Here is a 21,202-nt window from a genome sequence, read left to right as displayed (position 1 = left end):
GCTGCCGGAGGCTGCGATCTGTTGATCTTGCTTTCAACGCGTCGCCGCCAGGCTCTCCAGAAAGCTCTCCAGCACCAAATGAGGGCGCCGCCCCTTGCGCGTGACCGATGCGAGGCTCAAGTCATAAAAACGCGTCGTCGATTTCAGCGCACGCAAGCGCCCTTGCTGCACCCACAGACTGGCGTAGTGATCCGGCAGATAACCGATATAACGCCCGGTCAGAATCAGAAACGCCATGCCCTCACGGTCGGAAGCGCTGGCGGTGCAGTTGAGTGCCTGGTAATGCGCCTGAATTTCCGCCGGCAAACGGAACGTCGGCGCAATCGCGTCCTGACTGTTCAGGCGTTCGTCATCCAGTTGCTTGTCATCGACATAAAACAGCGGATGACCCACTGCGCAATAAAGCAGCGAGCGCTCGCTGTACAACGGCTGATATTCCAGCCCCGACAGTGCACTGGCCTGCGGCACCACGCCGACATGCAGGCGGCCGTCGAGCACGCCTTGTTCGACTTCGTTGGGGGCGATCATGCGGATCTGGATCTGCACGTCCGGCCCGCGCTCCTTCAATTGGGCGAGGGCATGGGTGATGCGCATGTGGGGCAGGGTGACGAGGTTGTCGGTCAGGCCGATGATCAGTTCGCCGCGCAGGTGCTGGTGCAATCCATTGACCTCGGTGCGGAAACTTTCCAGCGCACTTAACAGTTGCAGCGCCGATTGATAAACCTCCCGGCCTTCTTCGGTCAGCGAGAATCCGGCGCGGCCACGTTGGCACAGACGCAGGCCGAGACGCTGTTCCAGATCGCTCATCTGCTGGCTGATCGCCGAGCGCCCGATGCCGAGCACGGTTTCCGCCGCCGAGAAGCCGCCGCACTCCACCACGCTGCGGAAAATCCGCAACAGGCGAATATCAAAATCACTGACTTGGGCCAGCGGATCGGGGCGGCGACTGCTCATGCTGTTGTTCTCATTGTTTAGCAGGCTTCTAACTGAAGGTTAGAAAAGTTGGATTTCACCGACTTTATCCGCGTGGCAATTTAGCTGCAACAACGCTTTTTATCTCCCTGATGCTTATGCCCTGCGAGGTTTTGCCCGATGAACATGCCTGAAAACGCGCCGTCGCCACTGGCCAGCCAACTGAAGCTGGACGCGCACTGGATGCCGTACACCGCCAACCGCAACTTCCAGCGCGATCCGCGTCTGATCGTGGGGGCCGAAGGCAGCTGGCTGTTCGATGACAAGGGCCGCAAGATCTACGATTCGCTGTCCGGTCTGTGGACCTGCGGCGCCGGGCACACCCGCAAGGAAATCCAGGAAGCGGTCGCCAAGCAACTGGGCACCCTCGATTACTCGCCGGGCTTCCAGTACGGCCATCCGCTGTCATTCCAACTGGCGGAAAAAATCACTGATCTGACCCCGGGCAACCTGAACCACGTGTTCTTCACTGACTCCGGCTCCGAGTGTGCCGACACCGCGGTGAAAATGGTCCGTGCCTACTGGCGTCTGAAAGGTCAGTCGACCAAGACCAAAATGATCGGTCGTGCCCGCGGTTATCACGGCGTGAACATCGCAGGCACCAGCCTCGGCGGCGTCAACGGCAACCGCAAACTGTTCGGCCAGGCGATGATGGACGTCGATCACCTGCCGCATACGCTGCTGGCCAGCAACGCATTCTCCCGTGGCATGCCGGAGCAGGGCGGCATCGCCCTCGCCGATGAACTGTTGAAGCTGATCGAACTGCACGATGCATCGAACATCGCGGCGGTCTTCGTTGAGCCAATGGCCGGCTCCGCTGGTGTACTGGTTCCGCCTCAGGGTTACCTGAAGCGTCTGCGCGAGATCTGCGATCAACACAACATCCTGCTGGTGTTCGACGAAGTGATCACCGGTTTCGGCCGCACCGGATCGATGTTTGGCGCCGAGAGCTTTGGCGTGACTCCGGACCTGATGTGCATCGCCAAGCAAGTCACCAACGGCGCGATCCCGATGGGCGCGGTGATTGCCAGCTCCGAGATCTACCAGACCTTCATGAATCAGCCGACGCCGGAATATGCGGTGGAATTCCCCCACGGCTATACCTACTCGGCGCATCCGGTGGCGTGCGCCGCTGGCCTGGCGGCACTCGATCTGCTGCAAAAGGAAAACCTGGTGCAGAGCGTGGCCGAAGTCGCGCCGCATTTCGAAAATGCCCTGCACGGCCTGAAAGGTTCGAAGAACGTCATCGATATCCGTAACTACGGCCTGGCCGGTGCGATCCAGATTGCCGCCCGCGACGGCGACGCCATTGTGCGTCCGTTCGAAGCCGGCATGGCCCTGTGGAAAGCCGGGTTCTACGTGCGCTTTGGCGGCGACACCCTGCAGTTTGGCCCAACCTTCAACAGCAAGCCGCAAGACCTCGATCGTCTGTTTGACGCGGTTGGCGAAGTGCTGAACAAGCTCGACTGATTTTTCCCTCTATATATACCTGCGAATAACGGGCGCCCCATGCGGGCGTCTGTACACAAGAATTCAGGAGTTTTCGATGAGCGTTATCCCGCATTTGATCAATGGCGAACTGGTGACCGAGAACGGTCGCGCGGTTGATGTGTTCAACCCGTCTACCGGTCAGGCGATCCACAAGCTGCCGCTGGCCACCCGCGAAACCATTCAACACGCAATCGACGCCGCCAAGGCCGCGTTCCCGGCATGGCGCAACACCCCGCCGGCCAAACGTGCCCAGGTGATGTTCCGCTTCAAGCAACTGCTGGAGCAGAACGAAGCGCGAATCTCGCAATTGATTAGCGAAGAACACGGCAAGACCCTCGAAGACGCCGCCGGTGAACTGAAGCGTGGTATCGAGAACGTCGAGTTCGCCTGCGCCGCACCGGAAATCCTCAAGGGCGAGTACAGCCGCAACGTCGGCCCGAACATCGACGCCTGGTCGGACTTCCAGCCACTGGGTGTGGTGGCCGGTATCACGCCGTTCAACTTCCCGGCGATGGTGCCGCTGTGGATGTACCCGTTGGCGATCGTCTGCGGTAACTGCTTCATTCTCAAACCATCCGAGCGTGACCCGAGCTCGACGCTGCTGATCGCCCAACTGCTGCTGGAAGCCGGTTTGCCGAAAGGCGTGCTGAGCGTGGTGCATGGCGACAAGACTGCAGTGGACGCGCTGATTGAAGCGCCGGAAGTCAAAGCGCTGAGCTTTGTTGGCTCGACGCCAATTGCCGAATACATCTATGCCGAAGGTACCAAGCGCGGCAAACGCGTTCAGGCACTGGGCGGGGCGAAGAACCATGCGGTGCTGATGCCGGATGCGGATCTGGACAACGCAGTCAGCGCGCTGATGGGCGCGGCCTATGGTTCTTGCGGTGAGCGCTGCATGGCGATTTCGGTCGCGGTGTGTGTCGGCGATCAGGTAGCGGATGCGCTGGTGGCGAAACTGGTTCCGCAGATCAAGGCGCTGAAAATCGGTGCCGGCACTTCGTGCGGTCTCGACATGGGGCCACTGGTAACCGGTCAGGCGCGGGACAAGGTCAGCGGCTATGTCGATGACGGTGTGGCAGCGGGCGCGACCTTGGTCGTCGATGGTCGCGGCTTGAGCATTCCGGGTAACGAAGAGGGCTTCTTCCTCGGCGGCTGCCTGTTCGACAACGTTACCCCTGAAATGCGCATCTATAAGGAAGAGATCTTCGGACCGGTGTTGTGCGTGGTTCGTGTCAATAGCCTGGAAGAGGCGATGAAGCTGATCAACGATCACGAATACGGTAACGGCACCTGCATCTTTACCCGTGACGGTGAAGCGGCGCGTCTGTTCTGTGACGAGATTGAAGTCGGCATGGTCGGCGTCAACGTACCACTGCCGGTACCGGTGGCTTACCACAGCTTCGGTGGTTGGAAGCGTTCGCTGTTCGGCGACCTTCATGCTTATGGTCCGGATGGTGTGCGCTTCTATACCCGTCGCAAGGCCATCACTCAGCGTTGGCCGCAGCGTGCGAGCCATGAGGCTTCGCAATTCGCTTTCCCTAGCTTGTAAGTAGCAGGGCATGACCAAGGCCGACCTCTAGAGGTCGGCCTTGGTGTTTTCGGGTGTTTTTGACCGATATGACAGAAATATGAAAAAAAGCGGTTGACGGCAGATTCTGGAGGTCTATAATTCGCCCCACTTCCGGCGCAGTCGAAACGGAAAACTCCTTGAGATTCAATGAGTTGCGCGGATTTCGACAGCAGTTCGCTTCAGTTAATCGAAGCCTGGAAGGAGTTGAAAGAGCGGTGATGTTTGGCTCTTTTGACGGTTCGATCTTCTCGGTCGAAAGCGGAGAAAAAGAGGTGTTGACAGCAGCGTGTAACGCTGTAGAATTCGCCTCCCGCTAACGAGAGATCGGAAGCGCAAGTGGTTGAAGTTGTTGAAGAATTCTTCGAAAACTTCTGAAAATAATCACTTGACAGCAAATGAGGCTGCTGTAGAATGCGCGCCTCGGTTGAGATGAAAGATCTTAACCAACCGCTCTTTAACAACTGAATCAAGCAATTCGTGTGGGTGCTTGTGGAGTCAGACTGATAGTCAACAAGATTATCAGCATCACAAGTTACTCCGCGAGAAATCAAAGATGTAACCAACGATTGCTGAGCCAAGTTTAGGGTTTCTTAAAAACCCAAAGATGTTTGAACTGAAGAGTTTGATCATGGCTCAGATTGAACGCTGGCGGCAGGCCTAACACATGCAAGTCGAGCGGATGAAAGGAGCTTGCTCCTGGATTCAGCGGCGGACGGGTGAGTAATGCCTAGGAATCTGCCTGGTAGTGGGGGACAACGTTTCGAAAGGAACGCTAATACCGCATACGTCCTACGGGAGAAAGCAGGGGACCTTCGGGCCTTGCGCTATCAGATGAGCCTAGGTCGGATTAGCTAGTTGGTGAGGTAATGGCTCACCAAGGCGACGATCCGTAACTGGTCTGAGAGGATGATCAGTCACACTGGAACTGAGACACGGTCCAGACTCCTACGGGAGGCAGCAGTGGGGAATATTGGACAATGGGCGAAAGCCTGATCCAGCCATGCCGCGTGTGTGAAGAAGGTCTTCGGATTGTAAAGCACTTTAAGTTGGGAGGAAGGGTTGTAGATTAATACTCTGCAATTTTGACGTTACCGACAGAATAAGCACCGGCTAACTCTGTGCCAGCAGCCGCGGTAATACAGAGGGTGCAAGCGTTAATCGGAATTACTGGGCGTAAAGCGCGCGTAGGTGGTTTGTTAAGTTGGATGTGAAATCCCCGGGCTCAACCTGGGAACTGCATCCAAAACTGGCAAGCTAGAGTATGGTAGAGGGTGGTGGAATTTCCTGTGTAGCGGTGAAATGCGTAGATATAGGAAGGAACACCAGTGGCGAAGGCGACCACCTGGACTGATACTGACACTGAGGTGCGAAAGCGTGGGGAGCAAACAGGATTAGATACCCTGGTAGTCCACGCCGTAAACGATGTCAACTAGCCGTTGGGAGCCTTGAGCTCTTAGTGGCGCAGCTAACGCATTAAGTTGACCGCCTGGGGAGTACGGCCGCAAGGTTAAAACTCAAATGAATTGACGGGGGCCCGCACAAGCGGTGGAGCATGTGGTTTAATTCGAAGCAACGCGAAGAACCTTACCAGGCCTTGACATCCAATGAACTTTCCAGAGATGGATTGGTGCCTTCGGGAGCATTGAGACAGGTGCTGCATGGCTGTCGTCAGCTCGTGTCGTGAGATGTTGGGTTAAGTCCCGTAACGAGCGCAACCCTTGTCCTTAGTTACCAGCACGTTATGGTGGGCACTCTAAGGAGACTGCCGGTGACAAACCGGAGGAAGGTGGGGATGACGTCAAGTCATCATGGCCCTTACGGCCTGGGCTACACACGTGCTACAATGGTCGGTACAGAGGGTTGCCAAGCCGCGAGGTGGAGCTAATCCCATAAAACCGATCGTAGTCCGGATCGCAGTCTGCAACTCGACTGCGTGAAGTCGGAATCGCTAGTAATCGCGAATCAGAATGTCGCGGTGAATACGTTCCCGGGCCTTGTACACACCGCCCGTCACACCATGGGAGTGGGTTGCACCAGAAGTAGCTAGTCTAACCTTCGGGAGGACGGTTACCACGGTGTGATTCATGACTGGGGTGAAGTCGTAACAAGGTAGCCGTAGGGGAACCTGCGGCTGGATCACCTCCTTAATCGACGACATCAGCTGCTCCATAAGTTCCCACACGAATTGCTTGATTCATTGAAGAAGACGATAGAAGCAGCCCGAAATTGGGTCTGTAGCTCAGTTGGTTAGAGCGCACCCCTGATAAGGGTGAGGTCGGCAGTTCGAATCTGCCCAGACCCACCAATTTTTGTGTGGGAACCTGTAGAAATACGGGGCCATAGCTCAGCTGGGAGAGCGCCTGCCTTGCACGCAGGAGGTCAGCGGTTCGATCCCGCTTGGCTCCACCACCACTGCTTCTGAAGTTTGAAAGCTTAGAAATGAGCATTCCATCGCTGTGATGGTGAATGCTGATTTCTAGTCTTTTGATTAGATCGTTCTTTAAAAATTTGGGTATGTGATAGAAAGATAGACTGAACGTTACTTTCACTGGTAACGGATCAGGCTAAGGTAAAATTTGTGAGTGACTCTTAAGAGTTTTGCGAATTTTCGGCGAATGTCGTCTTCACAGTATAACCAGATTGCTTGGGGTTATATGGTCAAGTGAAGAAGCGCATACGGTGGATGCCTTGGCAGTCAGAGGCGATGAAAGACGTGGTAGCCTGCGAAAAGCTTCGGGGAGTCGGCAAACAGACTTTGATCCGGAGATGTCTGAATGGGGGAACCCAGCCATCATAAGATGGTTATCTTGTACTGAATACATAGGTGCAAGAGGCGAACCAGGGGAACTGAAACATCTAAGTACCCTGAGGAAAAGAAATCAACCGAGATTCCCTTAGTAGTGGCGAGCGAACGGGGACTAGCCCTTAAGTGGCTTTGAGATTAGCGGAACGCTCTGGAAAGTGCGGCCATAGTGGGTGATAGCCCTGTACGCGAAAGTCTCTTAGTCATGAAATCGAGTAGGACGGAGCACGAGAAACTTTGTCTGAATATGGGGGGACCATCCTCCAAGGCTAAATACTACTGACTGACCGATAGTGAACTAGTACCGTGAGGGAAAGGCGAAAAGAACCCCGGAGAGGGGAGTGAAATAGATCCTGAAACCGTATGCGTACAAGCAGTGGGAGCCCACTTTGTTGGGTGACTGCGTACCTTTTGTATAATGGGTCAGCGACTTATTTTCAGTGGCGAGCTTAACCGAATAGGGGAGGCGTAGCGAAAGCGAGTCTTAATAGGGCGTCTAGTCGCTGGGAATAGACCCGAAACCGGGCGATCTATCCATGGGCAGGTTGAAGGTTAGGTAACACTGACTGGAGGACCGAACCGACTACCGTTGAAAAGTTAGCGGATGACCTGTGGATCGGAGTGAAAGGCTAATCAAGCTCGGAGATAGCTGGTTCTCCTCGAAAGCTATTTAGGTAGCGCCTCATGTATCACTGTAGGGGGTAGAGCACTGTTTCGGCTAGGGGGTCATCCCGACTTACCAAACCGATGCAAACTCCGAATACCTACAAGTGCCGAGCATGGGAGACACACGGCGGGTGCTAACGTCCGTCGTGAAAAGGGAAACAACCCAGACCGTCAGCTAAGGTCCCAAAGTTATGGTTAAGTGGGAAACGATGTGGGAAGGCTTAGACAGCTAGGAGGTTGGCTTAGAAGCAGCCACCCTTTAAAGAAAGCGTAATAGCTCACTAGTCGAGTCGGCCTGCGCGGAAGATGTAACGGGGCTCAAACCATACACCGAAGCTACGGGTATCACGTAAGTGATGCGGTAGAGGAGCGTTCTGTAAGCCTGTGAAGGTGAGTTGAGAAGCTTGCTGGAGGTATCAGAAGTGCGAATGCTGACATGAGTAACGACAATGGGTGTGAAAAACACCCACGCCGAAAGACCAAGGTTTCCTGCGCAACGTTAATCGACGCAGGGTTAGTCGGTCCCTAAGGCGAGGCTGAAAAGCGTAGTCGATGGAAAACAGGTTAATATTCCTGTACTTCTGGTTATTGCGATGGAGGGACGGAGAAGGCTAGGCCAGCTTGGCGTTGGTTGTCCAAGTTTAAGGTGGTAGGCTGAGATCTTAGGTAAATCCGGGATCTTAAGGCCGAGAGCTGATGACGAGTTACCTTTCAGGTGACGAAGTGGTTGATGCCATGCTTCCAAGAAAAGCTTCTAAGCTTCAGATAACCAGGAACCGTACCCCAAACCGACACAGGTGGTTGGGTAGAGAATACCAAGGCGCTTGAGAGAACTCGGGTGAAGGAACTAGGCAAAATGGCACCGTAACTTCGGGAGAAGGTGCGCCGGTGAGGGTGAAGGACTTGCTCCGTAAGCTCATGCCGGTCGAAGATACCAGGCCGCTGCGACTGTTTATTAAAAACACAGCACTCTGCAAACACGAAAGTGGACGTATAGGGTGTGACGCCTGCCCGGTGCCGGAAGGTTAATTGATGGGGTTAGCTAACGCGAAGCTCTTGATCGAAGCCCCGGTAAACGGCGGCCGTAACTATAACGGTCCTAAGGTAGCGAAATTCCTTGTCGGGTAAGTTCCGACCTGCACGAATGGCGTAACGATGGCGGCGCTGTCTCCACCCGAGACTCAGTGAAATTGAAATCGCTGTGAAGATGCAGTGTATCCGCGGCTAGACGGAAAGACCCCGTGAACCTTTACTATAGCTTTGCACTGGACTTTGAATTTGCTTGTGTAGGATAGGTGGGAGGCTTTGAAGCGTGGACGCCAGTTCGCGTGGAGCCATCCTTGAAATACCACCCTGGCAACTTTGAGGTTCTAACTCAGGTCCGTTATCCGGATCGAGGACAGTGTATGGTGGGTAGTTTGACTGGGGCGGTCTCCTCCTAAAGAGTAACGGAGGAGTACGAAGGTGCGCTCAGACCGGTCGGAAATCGGTCGTAGAGTATAAAGGCAAAAGCGCGCTTGACTGCGAGACAGACACGTCGAGCAGGTACGAAAGTAGGTCTTAGTGATCCGGTGGTTCTGTATGGAAGGGCCATCGCTCAACGGATAAAAGGTACTCCGGGGATAACAGGCTGATACCGCCCAAGAGTTCATATCGACGGCGGTGTTTGGCACCTCGATGTCGGCTCATCACATCCTGGGGCTGAAGCCGGTCCCAAGGGTATGGCTGTTCGCCATTTAAAGTGGTACGCGAGCTGGGTTTAGAACGTCGTGAGACAGTTCGGTCCCTATCTGCCGTGGACGTTTGAGATTTGAGAGGGGCTGCTCCTAGTACGAGAGGACCGGAGTGGACGAACCTCTGGTGTTCCGGTTGTCACGCCAGTGGCATTGCCGGGTAGCTATGTTCGGGAAAGATAACCGCTGAAAGCATCTAAGCGGGAAACTTGCCTCAAGATGAGATCTCACTGGAACCTTGAGTTCCCTGAAGGGCCGTCGAAGACTACGACGTTGATAGGTTGGGTGTGTAAGCGCTGTGAGGCGTTGAGCTAACCAATACTAATTGCCCGTGAGGCTTGACCATATAACACCCAAGCAATTTGAATGCTCGAAAGAGACCAGATTGCGGTGTGTGAAGACGCAATGAACCGAAAGTTCGCGCTGCTCACAAAGCACCTGTATCACATACCCGATTTGCTGAAGCGAGGCCAGCCGGTCACGAGTCAGTACCCGAATTTCTTGACGACCATAGAGCGTTGGAACCACCTGATCCCATCCCGAACTCAGAAGTGAAACGATGCATCGCCGATGGTAGTGTGGGGTTTCCCCATGTGAGAGTAGGTCATCGTCAAGATTAAATTCCGAAACCCCAATTGCGAAAGCAGTTGGGGTTTTGTTTTGTCCGCAGGAAAGTTCCTACAGCGCGCGGTATGCCCTTCCGGCTGTCACAGCCTGCCGACAATGCTAAGGTTCTGCCCTGGCTTTGTACTTTTCCAAGGAAGCTTTTATGCCGGACGCCCAGTCCCTCAATGCTGCATTCATGGTGGTCCAGAGCAATAGCCTGGACGAACTGCGCAGCCTGGTGGTTAGCGTCATGCGGCGGTATCCATTGGCACCCTTGGAGAACGAAATCGCTCTGGTGCAGAGCAACGGTATCGCCCAATGGCTCAAATTGGCTTTGGCGGAAGACCCTGAGGACGACGACCTCGGGGGATGCGGAATAGCTGCGGCCATAGATGTGCAATTGCCTGGCAGTTTCATGTGGCAGCTTTACCGTATGGTGTTGGGCCGAGACGAAATTCCCGCCAACTCCCTGCTCGACAAAGCCCCATTGACCTGGCGACTGATGCGCTTGCTGCCGCAGGTTATTGATCGCCCCCATTTTGAGCCACTACAAAGGTTCCTCACGCACGACACGGATTTACGCAAGCGCTACCAGCTGTCAGAGCGTCTGGCAGATCTCTTTGACCAGTACCAAGTGTATCGGGCTGATTGGCTCGAGGACTGGGCCGAAGGCCGGCACCAGTTGCGCAATGTTCGAGGTGAAGTGAAGCCACTGCCCCCGGTCAGTTGCTGGCAGGCTGAATTGTGGCGTGCTCTGCTGGAAGATGTCGGTGAGCAGGGCATGGCGCAGAGCCGGGCAGGTGTTCATCAGCGCTTTGTCGAGCGCATAAATGCCCTTGAAAACGCACCTGCGGGGCTACCCTCGCGGGTGATCGTGTTTGGCATATCTTCGTTGCCGGCCCAGGTGCTCGAAGCATTGGCCGGACTTGCGCGTTTCAGTCAGGTGCTGCTGTGTGTGCACAACCCTTGCCGACACCACTGGGCAGATATCGTTGCCGACAAGGATCTGCTGCGCCATCAATACAAGCGACAAAGCCGCAAGATCGGCATGCCGGTCGTACTCGATCCGGAAGCGCTGCACCAACACGCGCATCCGTTGCTCGCAGCCTGGGGCAAACAGGGGCGCGACTACATCAACTTGCTGGACAGTTACGATGACCCCAATAGCTATCGCGCGGCATTCCGTGACGGGCGCATCGACCTGTTCAGCGAGACGCAGCCACAGAACCTGCTCAATCAACTTCAGGACGACATCCTCGAATTGCGGCCGCTCAATGAAACGCGTGAACGGTGGCCTGCTGTCGACCTGACGCAGGATGAGTCGATCCGCTTTCATATAGCCCACAGTGCTCAGCGTGAGGTGGAAATCCTTCACGACCAGTTACTCGCCCGCTTCAGTGCCAATCCCGACCTTCGCCCGCGCGATGTAATCGTGATGGTGCCGGACATCGATAGTTATGCGCCCCATATTCGGGCGGTGTTCGGGCAACTGGATCGGCATGATCCGCGCTTCATTCCATTTACCTTGGCCGACCAGGGTCAGCGCGGTCGCGATCCGTTGCTGATTGCCGTCGAGCACCTGCTCAAACTGCCGGACAGTCGTTTCCCGGTAAGCGAGATCCTCGACCTGCTCGACGTTCCTGCATTGCGCGCCCGCTTTGGCGTTCAGGAACGCGACTTACCTACGCTGCATCGCTGGATCGAAGGCGCAGGTGTGCGCTGGGGAATGAACGCTGAACAACGTGCCGGATTGGGCTTGCCAAATGAGCTTGAGCAAAACAGCTGGCATTTCGGCCTGCGACGGATGTTGCTTGGATACGCCGTAGGCAGCTCCAACGCCTGTGCAGGTATCGAGCCTTACGATGAAATCGGCGGTCTGGATGCCGCGTTGATCGGGCCGCTGGTTGCCCTGCTCGATGCCTTGGAGCTGGCCCATCACGAGCTCAATGAGGCCGCTCAGCCCAAGGTGTGGGGCCTGCGGCTGCAGATTCTGATGCAACTATTCTTCAAGGCCAGTAATGAGCACGACGATTATCTGCTCACGCAACTTGAGGAGCTGCGCGAGACTTGGCTGCAAACCTGCGAATCGGTGGGGTTGGTAGATGAGTTGCCGCTGACGGTGGTTCGGGAAGCCTGGCTCGCGGGGCTGGATCAAGGGCGTCTGTCCCAGCGCTTTCTGGCCGGTGCAGTAAATTTTTGCACACTGATGCCCATGCGTGCGATCCCGTTCAAGCTTGTCTGTTTGCTGGGGATGAACGATGGCGATTATCCCCGGGCGCAACCTCCACTTGATTTTGACCTCATGGGCAGTGATTACCGGCCCGGGGACCGTTCCCGACGTGAGGATGATCGCTATCTGTTGCTCGAGGCGCTGCTGTCTGCGCGAAATCAGCTGTACATCAGTTGGGTCGGACGCAGTATTCGAGACAATAGTGAACGGCCTGCTTCCGTGCTGATCGGCCAGTTGCGCGATCACCTAGCCAGTGGCTGGCGGTCGCTCGATGAGCACCAGGAACTGTTGCACGCCATGACCGAGGAGCATCCCCTGCAACCGTTTAGCTCGCGCTATTTCCATGAAGGCGACCAACTATTCAGTTATGCCCGTGAATGGCAGGTTTTGCACCAGATGCATGAGCCACAACACGAAGCTGAGCTACTCGCGCCTTATGTTCAGGAGGAGCCGCTGAGTCTGGCCCTTCTGCAGGATTTCCTGCGCAATCCGGTCCGGCACTTTTTCACGCAGCGACTCAAAGTGTACTTTGAGGCCGCCGAGGCGCCCCTGGCTAACGAAGAACCGTTCGTGCTGGACGCATTGCAACGTTACACACTGAGCGAGAGCCTGCTCGAGGCCGCGCTTCGGCAGCCCGATAATGTCGATCGTGCGCTAGAAGATCAGGCACGTCGTTTGCAAAACAGTGGGTTACTGCCCATGGCCGGTTTTGGCGAATGCCTGCAACGAGAGTTGATCGAGCCGTTACCGGACCTGCTGCAGCGTTACCAACAACTTCTGGCGTTATGGCCGACTCCGTTGACCAGCGCGCTGCCGGTCAATCTCGAGTTGCAGGGTGTGCGTATTGAAGGCTGGCTCGCCGGTTTGCATCAGCGTGCTGACGGTGGCGTGTTGTCCGTCACGGCCATTCCCAACAGCATCGGTTCGATCAAAAGTCGGAAATGGCATCGCTTGATCAAGCCCTGGGTCAACCACCTGGTGGCCTGCGCCAGCGGACTCATGCTGAGCACGGCGTTGGTGGCGAGTGACGATACGCTGTTGCTCGAGCCGATGGAGAAGGATCGTGCCGCTCGGTTCCTTGGCGATCTTCTGCTCGCCTGGCAGGCCGGCATGCGCCAGCCGCTGCCGATCGCGGTCAAGACAGCCTTCGCCTGGCTTGCGCAGACTGATCCGCTCAAAGCCGAGGCAGCTGCCCGCAAGGCCTATGAAGGTGACGGCCAGACCACTGAAGGCGAGCGCCGAGAGAACCCTGCGTTGTCCCGTCAATTCGCAGATTTTGATGCATTGCTGGCGGATGAAACGTTCTCCGGTTGGTGCGACGCGTTGTATCGCCCTCTATATGAAGCGCCTTGGTGTTCACTGACCAGCGAAGGGGCGCGCGCATGAGTACCAAGACACCTTTGGCACTGGCCTTCCCGCTGCACGGCAGTCAACTTATCGAGGCCAGTGCCGGCACCGGCAAGACCTTTACTATCTCGGCGCTTTATCTGCGGCTGATCCTTGGGCACGGCGGCGAAGCGAGCGGTTTCGGCCGTGAGCTGCTGCCCCCGCAGATTCTTGTGGTGACGTTCACTGACGCCGCCACCAAAGAACTGCGTGAACGAATCCGTACGCGGCTGGCCGAGGCCGCGCGGTTTTTCCGTGAAGAAACCCCTGCGCCGGATGCCCTGATTGCCGAATTGCGTGAGCAATTTGACCCGGCGCAATGGGCCGGATGCGCCAATCGTCTGGACATCGCCGCGCAATGGATGGACGAAGCGGCCGTCTCCACCATCCACAGTTGGTGCCAGCGCATGTTGCGCGAACATGCATTCGACAGCGGCAGCCTGTTTACGCAATCCCTGGAGACCGATCACAGCGACCTGCTCGGCGAAGTGCTGCGCGATTACTGGCGACTGTTCTGTTATCCGATGCAGGGCGATGCGCTGAACTGGGTTCGTACCTACTGGGGCGGGCCGGCCGCGTTGTTGCCAAGGGTGCGCGGTCTGTTTGGCAGTGAGCGCGAAAGTGATGACGGCAAAGCTCCCGCAGAGTTGATCGACGAGTGCCTGCAGGAGCGACGTGCCGCGTTGCTCGAGCTGAAGATGCCATGGCGTCAGTGGGCGGATGAGCTGCTGCTGATCTGTCACGAGGGCGTCGCGAGCAAAACCGTTGACGGACGCAAGATGCAGGCGCGTTACTTCGAGCCCTGGTTCGAGAAACTCAAGGCCTGGGCGCAAGACGAGTCCATGGAGCAACTGGACATCGGCACTGGTTTCACCCGACTGACCCCTGACGGGATGGCTGAAGCCTGGAAGGGGCAGGCGCCGAGTCATCCGGGGCTCGACGCGATGCCGGGGCTCAAGGCGAGCCTCGACGCGCTGCCCACCCCGGATGCCGCTGTCTTGCAGCACGCGGCGAGATGGGTGGGCGCGCGTTTTGAAGAAGAGAAGCGTCGTCGTGCGGAAATGGGCTTCGATGACATGCTGTTGCGCCTGGATTCGGCGTTGCAATCCGACAGCGGCGAGCGCCTTGCTGCGGTAATCCGCGAGCAGTTTCCGGTGGCACTGATCGATGAGTTTCAGGACACCGATCCGGTGCAATACCGGATCTTCGAAAGCATCTATCGCATCGAAGATAACAGTCCGGACACCGGCCTGTTCCTGATCGGCGACCCCAAGCAGGCGATCTACGCGTTCCGTGGCGCCGATATCTATACCTACCTGCGCGCGCGTCAGGCCACCACCGGCCGTCTGCATACGCTGGGCACCAACTTCCGCTCCAGCCATGGCATGGTCAATGCGGTCAATCATGTATTCGAACGCGCCGAGTCCCGTGAGCAGGGACGCGGCGCGTTTTTATTTCGGGAAAAAACCGGGGAAAACCCGGTGCCGTTCCAGCCCGTTGATTCGCAAGGACGCAAAGAGCGGTTGCAGATTGCCGGCCAGGATGTCGCGGCACTGAACGTCTGGCACCTGTCGACGGACCAGCCGCTGTCAGGGGCGGTCTATCGCCAGCAGTTGGCGGCGGTCTGTGCCAGCGAAATCACCGCATTGCTCAACGGCGGGCAAGCCGGCGCGGCGGGATTTGTCCGGGACGCAGAAGCCTTCCGCGGTTTGCGGCCCTCCGATATCGCGATTCTGGTACGTGACGGCAAAGAGGCCCAAGCCGTACGCACAGAACTCGCGGCCCGTGGCGTGCGCAGCGTTTATCTGTCGGACAAGGACTCGGTGTTTGCCGCCCAGGAAGCGCACGACCTGCTGTCCTGGCTCAAGGCCTGCGCCGAGCCGGATGTCGAGCGCTCACTGAAGGCCGCGCTGGCCTGCATCACCCTCAATCTGCCGCTGGCTGAACTTGAGCGCTTGAATCAAGACGAGTTGATCTGGGAAGCTCGCGTCATGCAGTTTCGTGGCTATCGCGAACTGTGGCGCAAGCAAGGTGTACTGCCGATGTTGCGACGCTTGCTGCACGACTTCCATTTACCGCAGACCCTGATCGCTCGCAGTGACGGCGAACGAGTGCTGACCAACCTTCTGCACCTGTCGGAACTGATGCAGCAGGCCGCGGCGGAACTCGATGGCGAGCAAGCGCTGATTCGTCATCTGGCCGAGTTGCTGGCACTGTCCGGTCAGGCCGGTGAAGAACAGATATTACGTCTGGAGAGCGACGAGCAACTGGTCAAGGTGGTGACCATCCACAAGTCGAAGGGACTTGAGTATCCGTTGGTGTTCCTGCCTTTCATCTGTTCGGCAAAACCGGTGGATGGCAGTCGCCTGCCGCTGCATTACCACGATGCCTCCGGCAAAGCCCAGGTGACACTGAAGCCTACCGCCGAATTGGTCGCCCTGGCGGATGACGAGCGCCTGGCCGAGGACCTGCGTCTGCTCTACGTCGCGCTGACTCGTGCGCAACATGCATGCTGGCTGGGTGTAACGGACCTCAAACGCGGTAATAACAACAGTTCAGTGCTTCATCTTTCGGCGCTTGGCTATCTGCTGGGTGGCGGCGCCAGGCTGGATGAGTCAACCGGCCTGAGTCGTTGGCTGCAGGATCTGCAACAGAACTGCGCGGCTATCAGTCTGAGTGAGTTGCCTCAAGCGACGCAGGAGATCTACCAGCCCGAGCGCAATGAAGCGATCCTCAGCGCTACATTGGTGCCAAAGCGCAAGGCCAGCGAGAACTGGTGGATTGCCTCTTACAGTGCATTGCGCATCAGCGACGTGTTGAGTGTCGGCAGCGATGAGGCGCCGGACAGTCCGCAAGCGCAAAAGCTGTTTGACGATGAGCGCCTCGACCCGGATGCGCCGCGAGAGCTCGTGGTTGGTGGCGCCGATATCCATCGTTTTCCCCGCGGTCCGAACCCGGGAACCTTCCTCCATGGTTTGCTGGAGTGGGCTGGCGATGAAGGCTTTGCCGTTTCCAGTGAGTCGATCAAGGACGCAATTGGCCGGCGCTGCAATCTGCGCGGCTGGCAGGGCTGGATTGTCACCTTGAGTGACTGGCTGCAGCACTTGCTCAAGTCCCCGCTGCCAGCAGGTGGCGGACAGCCTCCGGTCGTGCTCGAGCAACTGAAGCAGTACCGCGTTGAAATGGAGTTCTGGTTTGCCAGTCACAAGGTTGATGTCCTCAAACTTGATGATTGGGTGCGCCAGTACACCCATAACGGTGTGGCGCGAGTAGCCGCCGAGCCAGTACAGCTCAACGGCATGTTCAAGGGCTTTATCGACCTGACCTTCGAGCACGCGGGCCGTTACTACGTCGCCGACTACAAATCCAACTGGTTGGGTGTCGACGATACGGCCTATACCGAGCAAGCCATGGAGCGCTCGATCCTCGACAACCGTTACGACCTGCAGTACGTGCTGTATCTGCTGGCCTTGCATCGGCAATTGAAGGCGCGCCTGCCCGACTACGATTACGACCGGCATGTCGGTGGTGCGTTGTATGTATTCCTGCGGGGAACCCGGGCAGACAGTCGCGGCGTGTACTTTGCGCGGCCGCCACGGGACTTGATCGAACGCCTGGATCGCCTCTTCCAGGGTAAGCCGGAACCCAAGGCCGAACCCGCATGGGAACAGGGAGTCCTGTTATGAACCGTACCTTCGCCGATCTGTCATCGGCTATCGACAACCCGTCGAGCCTGGCGCCACTGACCAGTGCCGCAGATCTGCTGATCTTGCTTGAGCGCTGGGTCGAGCGAGGCTGGCTTCGTTCGCTGGACAAGGCCTTTATCGGTTTTCTGTACGAACTCGCACCCCAGTCCGATCCACTGGTGTTGCTCGCTGCCGCACTGACCAGCCATCAACTGGGTCACGGACATGTCTGCCTCGACGTGTTCGAAACCCTCAAGGCCCCGGATTTCGCCCTGTCTTTACCTCCTGAAGGCGATGAGCAAAGTGATGTCTTGCTCCTGCCGTCGCAGTTGCTTGAAACGCTGGATGGCGCGCATTGGTGCAAGGTGCTGGCGAGCAGCGCTCTGGTTGCACTGGCTGCGGACAATAGCGAAGCGGCGCATCAGCGACCGTTGGTGCTGTCCGGCAAGCGTCTGTACCTGCGGCGCTACTGGGCCTATGAGCGGCGTATCGATGCGGCGTTACGCACACGTCTGGCCCAAGGCGAAACGCCGCCGGATGACTTGCCTAAGCGTCTCGATGAATTGTTCGGCCCCGCCAGGCCCGGAGCAGTGATCGACTGGCAGAAACTCGCCTGCGCGCTTGCCACTCGGGGAGCCTTCAGCATCATCACGGGCGGCCCGGGAACTGGCAAAACCACCACGGTGGTGCGTCTGCTCGCGCTGCTTCAGGCGCCGGCGGTGGAAGCCGGTCAGCCGTTGCGCATTCGTCTGGCGGCGCCCACGGGCAAGGCTGCTGCGCGGTTGACCGAGTCCATCAGCCAGCAAGTGCAGTCGCTGAAAGTCACCGAAGACGTGCGCGAGAAGATCCCTTGTGACGTGACGACTGTCCATCGTTTGCTGGGCAGCCGGCCCGGCACCCGACACTTCCGCCACCATGCCGGCAACCGCTTGCCGCTGGATGTGCTGGTGGTCGATGAAGCTTCCATGATCGACTTGGAAATGATGGCTAACCTGCTCGATGCATTGCCGAAGCATGCGCGTCTGGTGTTGCTCGGCGACAAGGATCAACTCGCTTCGGTGGAGGCCGGAGCGGTACTCGGCGATCTTTGCCGTGATGCCGAGGCAGGCTGGTATAACCCGCACACCCGGCAGTGGCTGGAGTCGGTCAGCGGAGAGTCATTGCACGGCAGTGACCTGCACGTAGACCTCGATGGCTCTCATCCGCTGGCCCAACAACTGGTGATGCTGCGTCATTCCCGGCGTTTCGGTGAAGGTAGCGGTATTGGTCAACTGGCGCGGCGGGTCAATCAGCAGTTGCCGGATGAGGCGCGCCAGTTGCTGGCGGCCGGTCACTACGACGATGTGTTTTCACTGCCGCTCAAGGGAGAACACGATCACAAGCTGGAGCGCCTGTTGCTCGACGGTCATGGCGACGGTCCACAGGGTTATCGCCACTATCTGAACATCCTGCGCGAACAACGCCCGCCAGCGGGCAGACCGCTGGAGCATCCAGACTGGGTCAACTGGGCGCGGGCGGTGCTGCAGGCGTTTGACACTTTCCAGTTGTTATGTGCCGTGCGCAAGGGACCTTGGGGCGTTGAAGGGCTGAATCTGCGGATCACCGAAACGCTGGTCAAGGCACGCCTGATCGAGCATGACCAGCAATGGTATGAAGGCCGGCCGGTGCTGATGACGCGCAACGATTACGGTCTGGGTCTGATGAACGGCGATATTGGCATTGCCCTCAAGTTGCCCGAGCGCGAAGGCCCGGACGCCGACAAACCGGTGCTGCGCGTGGCCTTTCCGCGTAACGACGGGCAGGGCGGTGTGCGTTTCGTGCTGCCGAGCCGGCTCAACGACGTGGAAACGGTGTACGCGATGACGGTGCACAAATCCCAGGGCTCCGAGTTCGCCCACACCGCGCTGATCCTGCCGGACGCCTTGAATCCGGTGTTGACCAAGGAATTGATCTATACCGGTATTACCCGGGCCAAACACTGGTTCACTTTGATCGAGCCCCGGGCCGGCGTGTTTGAAGAGGCGGTGCAGCGCAAGGTCAAGCGCCTGAGCGGATTGATGCTGGAACTGGAGGAAGGTGGCGAGGTTCGGGAATGAAATAGCCTGATGTTCGGTGCCGATTACTGACCAACTGGTCAGCAGCTGCTGTCTCGCTGGTGTTACTCCGCTGTGCTATCGTTGCGGCATCATTTCGGTACGATCCAAGAGAATCCCTGCATGAAGGTGGCTGTCTGGGCGACAGAGCGCGTGGTTCGCTGCAAGCACGCATTGCTTGTCGGTCTGCTCTGTTTGCTGGCGGGCGCTGCCATCGCGCAGCCACAAACGTCGGCGGGCATGGCCGAGCAACGCGCCCAAGCGGTGACGCAGGTCGTGCTCGGCATTCTCAGCTATGCACGCTGGCCGGTTGAACCTGCGCAATTGCGCCTGTGCATCGTCGGCCCCACTGAATACACCGACGACCTGGTCAAAGGCACCACGCAGGCCACTGGTCGGCCGGTCGTCGTACGCCGACTGCTGGCCGACAACCCGGCGATCGTCAGCGAATGCGATGCGGTGTATATCGGCAAACTCACGGCGGATGAGCGCAGTCGGCTGTTTGCTTCATTGATCGGTCACCCGGTGTTGAGCATCAGCGAAGGGGGCGATCAGTGCACGGTCGGCAGCCTGTTCTGCCTGCGCGTCGGCGATGAACAGGTGTCCTTCGAGGTCAACCTCGACTCTGTCGCGCGCAGCGGTGTACGCATCCACCCGAGCGTACTGCAATTGTCGCGTCGCAAACCGGCGGCGCCATGAAACTGTTCCGTTCTGGAAGCCGCCCGACGCTGGGATCGGTCATTGGCCGTGGCCATTTGATTGTGGCGCTCGTAGCCGTGACGATGGCCAGCGTATCGCTGACCCTGCTGGGCGTTCTCGCGCTGCGGGTGTACGCCGATCACAACTTGCAGCTCATTGCGCGCTCGATCAGTTACACCGTGGAAGCGGCGGTAGTGTTCAACGACAAGGCCGCCGCGACTGAAGCGCTGGCCTTGATTGCGTCCACCGAAGAGGTGGCGGACGCGCAGGTGTTCGATGCGCAAGGTCAGGTGCTGGCGCGTTGGCAGCGGCCGGAGAACGGCTTGTTCACCGAATTGGAAATGCAGATCACGCGTACCGTTCTGGAAAAGCCGGTCAGGCTGCCGATTGTGCATCAGGAGCGCGAAATCGGTCACATTCTGCTGGTCGGTCATGGCGGCAGTCTCATGCGCTTTTTGCTGAGTGGTCTGGCAGGGATCATCCTGTGTACCGCCATCAGTGCCTGGGTCGCGCTCTATCTCGCGCGTCGACAATTACGCGGTATTACCGGACCACTGCGTAGCCTCGCCGCGGTGGCCCACGCCGCGCGCAGCGAGCGCGCGCTGGATCGACGGGTACCGCCGGCGCAGATTGCCGAACTGGATAATCTGGGCAACGACTTCAATGCTTTGCTCGACGAACTCGAATCCTGGCAAACCCACCTGCAGAGCGAGAACGAGACCCTCGCCCACCAGGCCAGCCACGACAGCCTCACCGGTTTGCCCAACCGGGCGTTTTTCGAGGGGCGATTGATTCGCGCCTTGCGCAACGCCGGCAAGCTCAATGAGCGGGTGGCGGTGCTGTTTCTCGACAGCGACCGCTTCAAAGGCATCAATGACAACTTCGGTCACGCCGCTGGCGACGCGGTGCTGGTGGCGGTCGCCAATCGGATCCGCGCGCAACTGCGTGAAGAGGATCTGGTGGCGCGGCTCGGCGGCGACGAGTTCGCCGTACTGCTCGCGCCGCTGCACAAGATCGAGGACGCCGAGCGCATTGCTGACAAGATTCTCGCCAGCATGGACATGCCCATCGCGCTGCCGGGCGATACCAGTGTGGTGACGTCGCTCAGTATCGGCATTGCGGTTTTCCCTGATCATGGTGCCACGCCAGGTGCCTTGCTCAACGCCGCCGACGCGGCGATGTACCAGGCCAAACGCCTGTCGCGTGGTGCTCAATTCACTGCCGGGTCGGAGAGCCCGGTTGTCAATCTGCAAACCAGGAGCTGATT

At 58.0% G+C, this 21,202-nt stretch carries 8 protein-coding genes, 2 tRNA genes and 3 rRNA genes; 12 read left to right on the top strand and 1 reads right to left on the bottom strand.

Annotated features, from left to right (window positions below; genetic code table 11):
- Nucleotides 1–33: 33 nt before the first annotated feature.
- Nucleotides 34–954 (bottom strand): LysR family transcriptional regulator, encoded by a 921-nt coding sequence (locus KVQ82_RS26500; protein WP_007968115.1) that lies wholly within the window; start codon nt 952–954, stop codon nt 34–36.
- A 138-nt stretch (nt 955–1,092) separates the two neighbouring features.
- Here KVQ82_RS26500 and KVQ82_RS26495 point away from each other — a divergent pair, with 138 nt between their 5' ends.
- From KVQ82_RS26495 to KVQ82_RS26440, 12 genes are all read left to right on the top strand, one after another.
- Nucleotides 1,093–2,442 carry an aspartate aminotransferase family protein gene (locus tag KVQ82_RS26495; protein ID WP_041067922.1) on the top strand — a complete coding sequence of 450 codons (1,350 nt, stop codon included), beginning with the start codon at nt 1,093–1,095 and terminating at the stop codon, nt 2,440–2,442.
- 76 nt (nt 2,443–2,518) lie between these two features.
- Entirely contained in the window at nt 2,519–4,012 is a 1,494-nt protein-coding gene (locus KVQ82_RS26490; protein ID WP_041067919.1) for a CoA-acylating methylmalonate-semialdehyde dehydrogenase, read from the top strand.
- Between the two features lie 631 nt (nt 4,013–4,643).
- Nucleotides 4,644–6,180, top strand: a 16S ribosomal RNA gene (locus tag KVQ82_RS26485).
- A gap of 81 nt (nt 6,181–6,261) precedes the next feature.
- Nucleotides 6,262–6,338, top strand: a tRNA-Ile gene (locus KVQ82_RS26480).
- A 28-nt stretch (nt 6,339–6,366) separates the two neighbouring features.
- Nucleotides 6,367–6,442 (top strand) — tRNA-Ala (locus KVQ82_RS26475).
- Nucleotides 6,443–6,689: 247 nt separating this feature from the next.
- A 23S ribosomal RNA gene (locus KVQ82_RS26470) occupies nt 6,690–9,581 on the top strand.
- Nucleotides 9,582–9,735: 154 nt separating this feature from the next.
- Nucleotides 9,736–9,851, top strand: a 5S ribosomal RNA gene (gene rrf / locus KVQ82_RS26465).
- Together the 16S, 23S and 5S rRNA genes with 2 tRNA genes alongside form the textbook arrangement of a ribosomal RNA operon.
- Before the next feature lie 153 nt (nt 9,852–10,004).
- Nucleotides 10,005–13,457, top strand: a complete 3,453-nt coding sequence (recC, locus tag KVQ82_RS26460) for an exodeoxyribonuclease V subunit gamma (RefSeq protein WP_222016692.1) — start codon at nt 10,005–10,007, stop codon at nt 13,455–13,457.
- Nucleotides 13,454–17,143 (top strand): exodeoxyribonuclease V subunit beta, encoded by a 3,690-nt coding sequence (gene recB, locus KVQ82_RS26455; RefSeq protein WP_222016689.1) that lies wholly within the window; start codon nt 13,454–13,456, stop codon nt 17,141–17,143. Before recC ends, recB begins: the two co-directional genes overlap by 4 nt.
- Entirely contained in the window at nt 17,140–19,239 is a 2,100-nt protein-coding gene (gene recD / locus KVQ82_RS26450; protein WP_222016687.1) for an exodeoxyribonuclease V subunit alpha, read from the top strand. The genes recB and recD overlap by 4 nt, the downstream gene beginning before the upstream one ends.
- Nucleotides 19,240–19,359: 120 nt before the next feature.
- Nucleotides 19,360–19,935 carry a YfiR family protein gene (locus KVQ82_RS26445; RefSeq protein WP_041066640.1) on the top strand — a complete coding sequence of 192 codons (576 nt, stop codon included), beginning with the start codon at nt 19,360–19,362 and terminating at the stop codon, nt 19,933–19,935.
- Nucleotides 19,932–21,200 (top strand): diguanylate cyclase, encoded by a 1,269-nt coding sequence (locus KVQ82_RS26440; protein ID WP_222016685.1) that lies wholly within the window; start codon nt 19,932–19,934, stop codon nt 21,198–21,200. The genes KVQ82_RS26445 and KVQ82_RS26440 overlap by 4 nt, the downstream gene beginning before the upstream one ends.
- Nucleotides 21,201–21,202: the final 2 nt, after the last annotated feature.

It is taken from the genome of Pseudomonas sp. AO-1 (assembly GCF_019775695.1).
Taxonomy (GTDB): domain Bacteria; phylum Pseudomonadota; class Gammaproteobacteria; order Pseudomonadales; family Pseudomonadaceae; genus Aquipseudomonas; species Aquipseudomonas parakoreensis.
The sequence above is the reverse complement of the archived record's forward strand: the minus strand, read 5'-3'. Positions and strand labels throughout refer to the sequence as shown.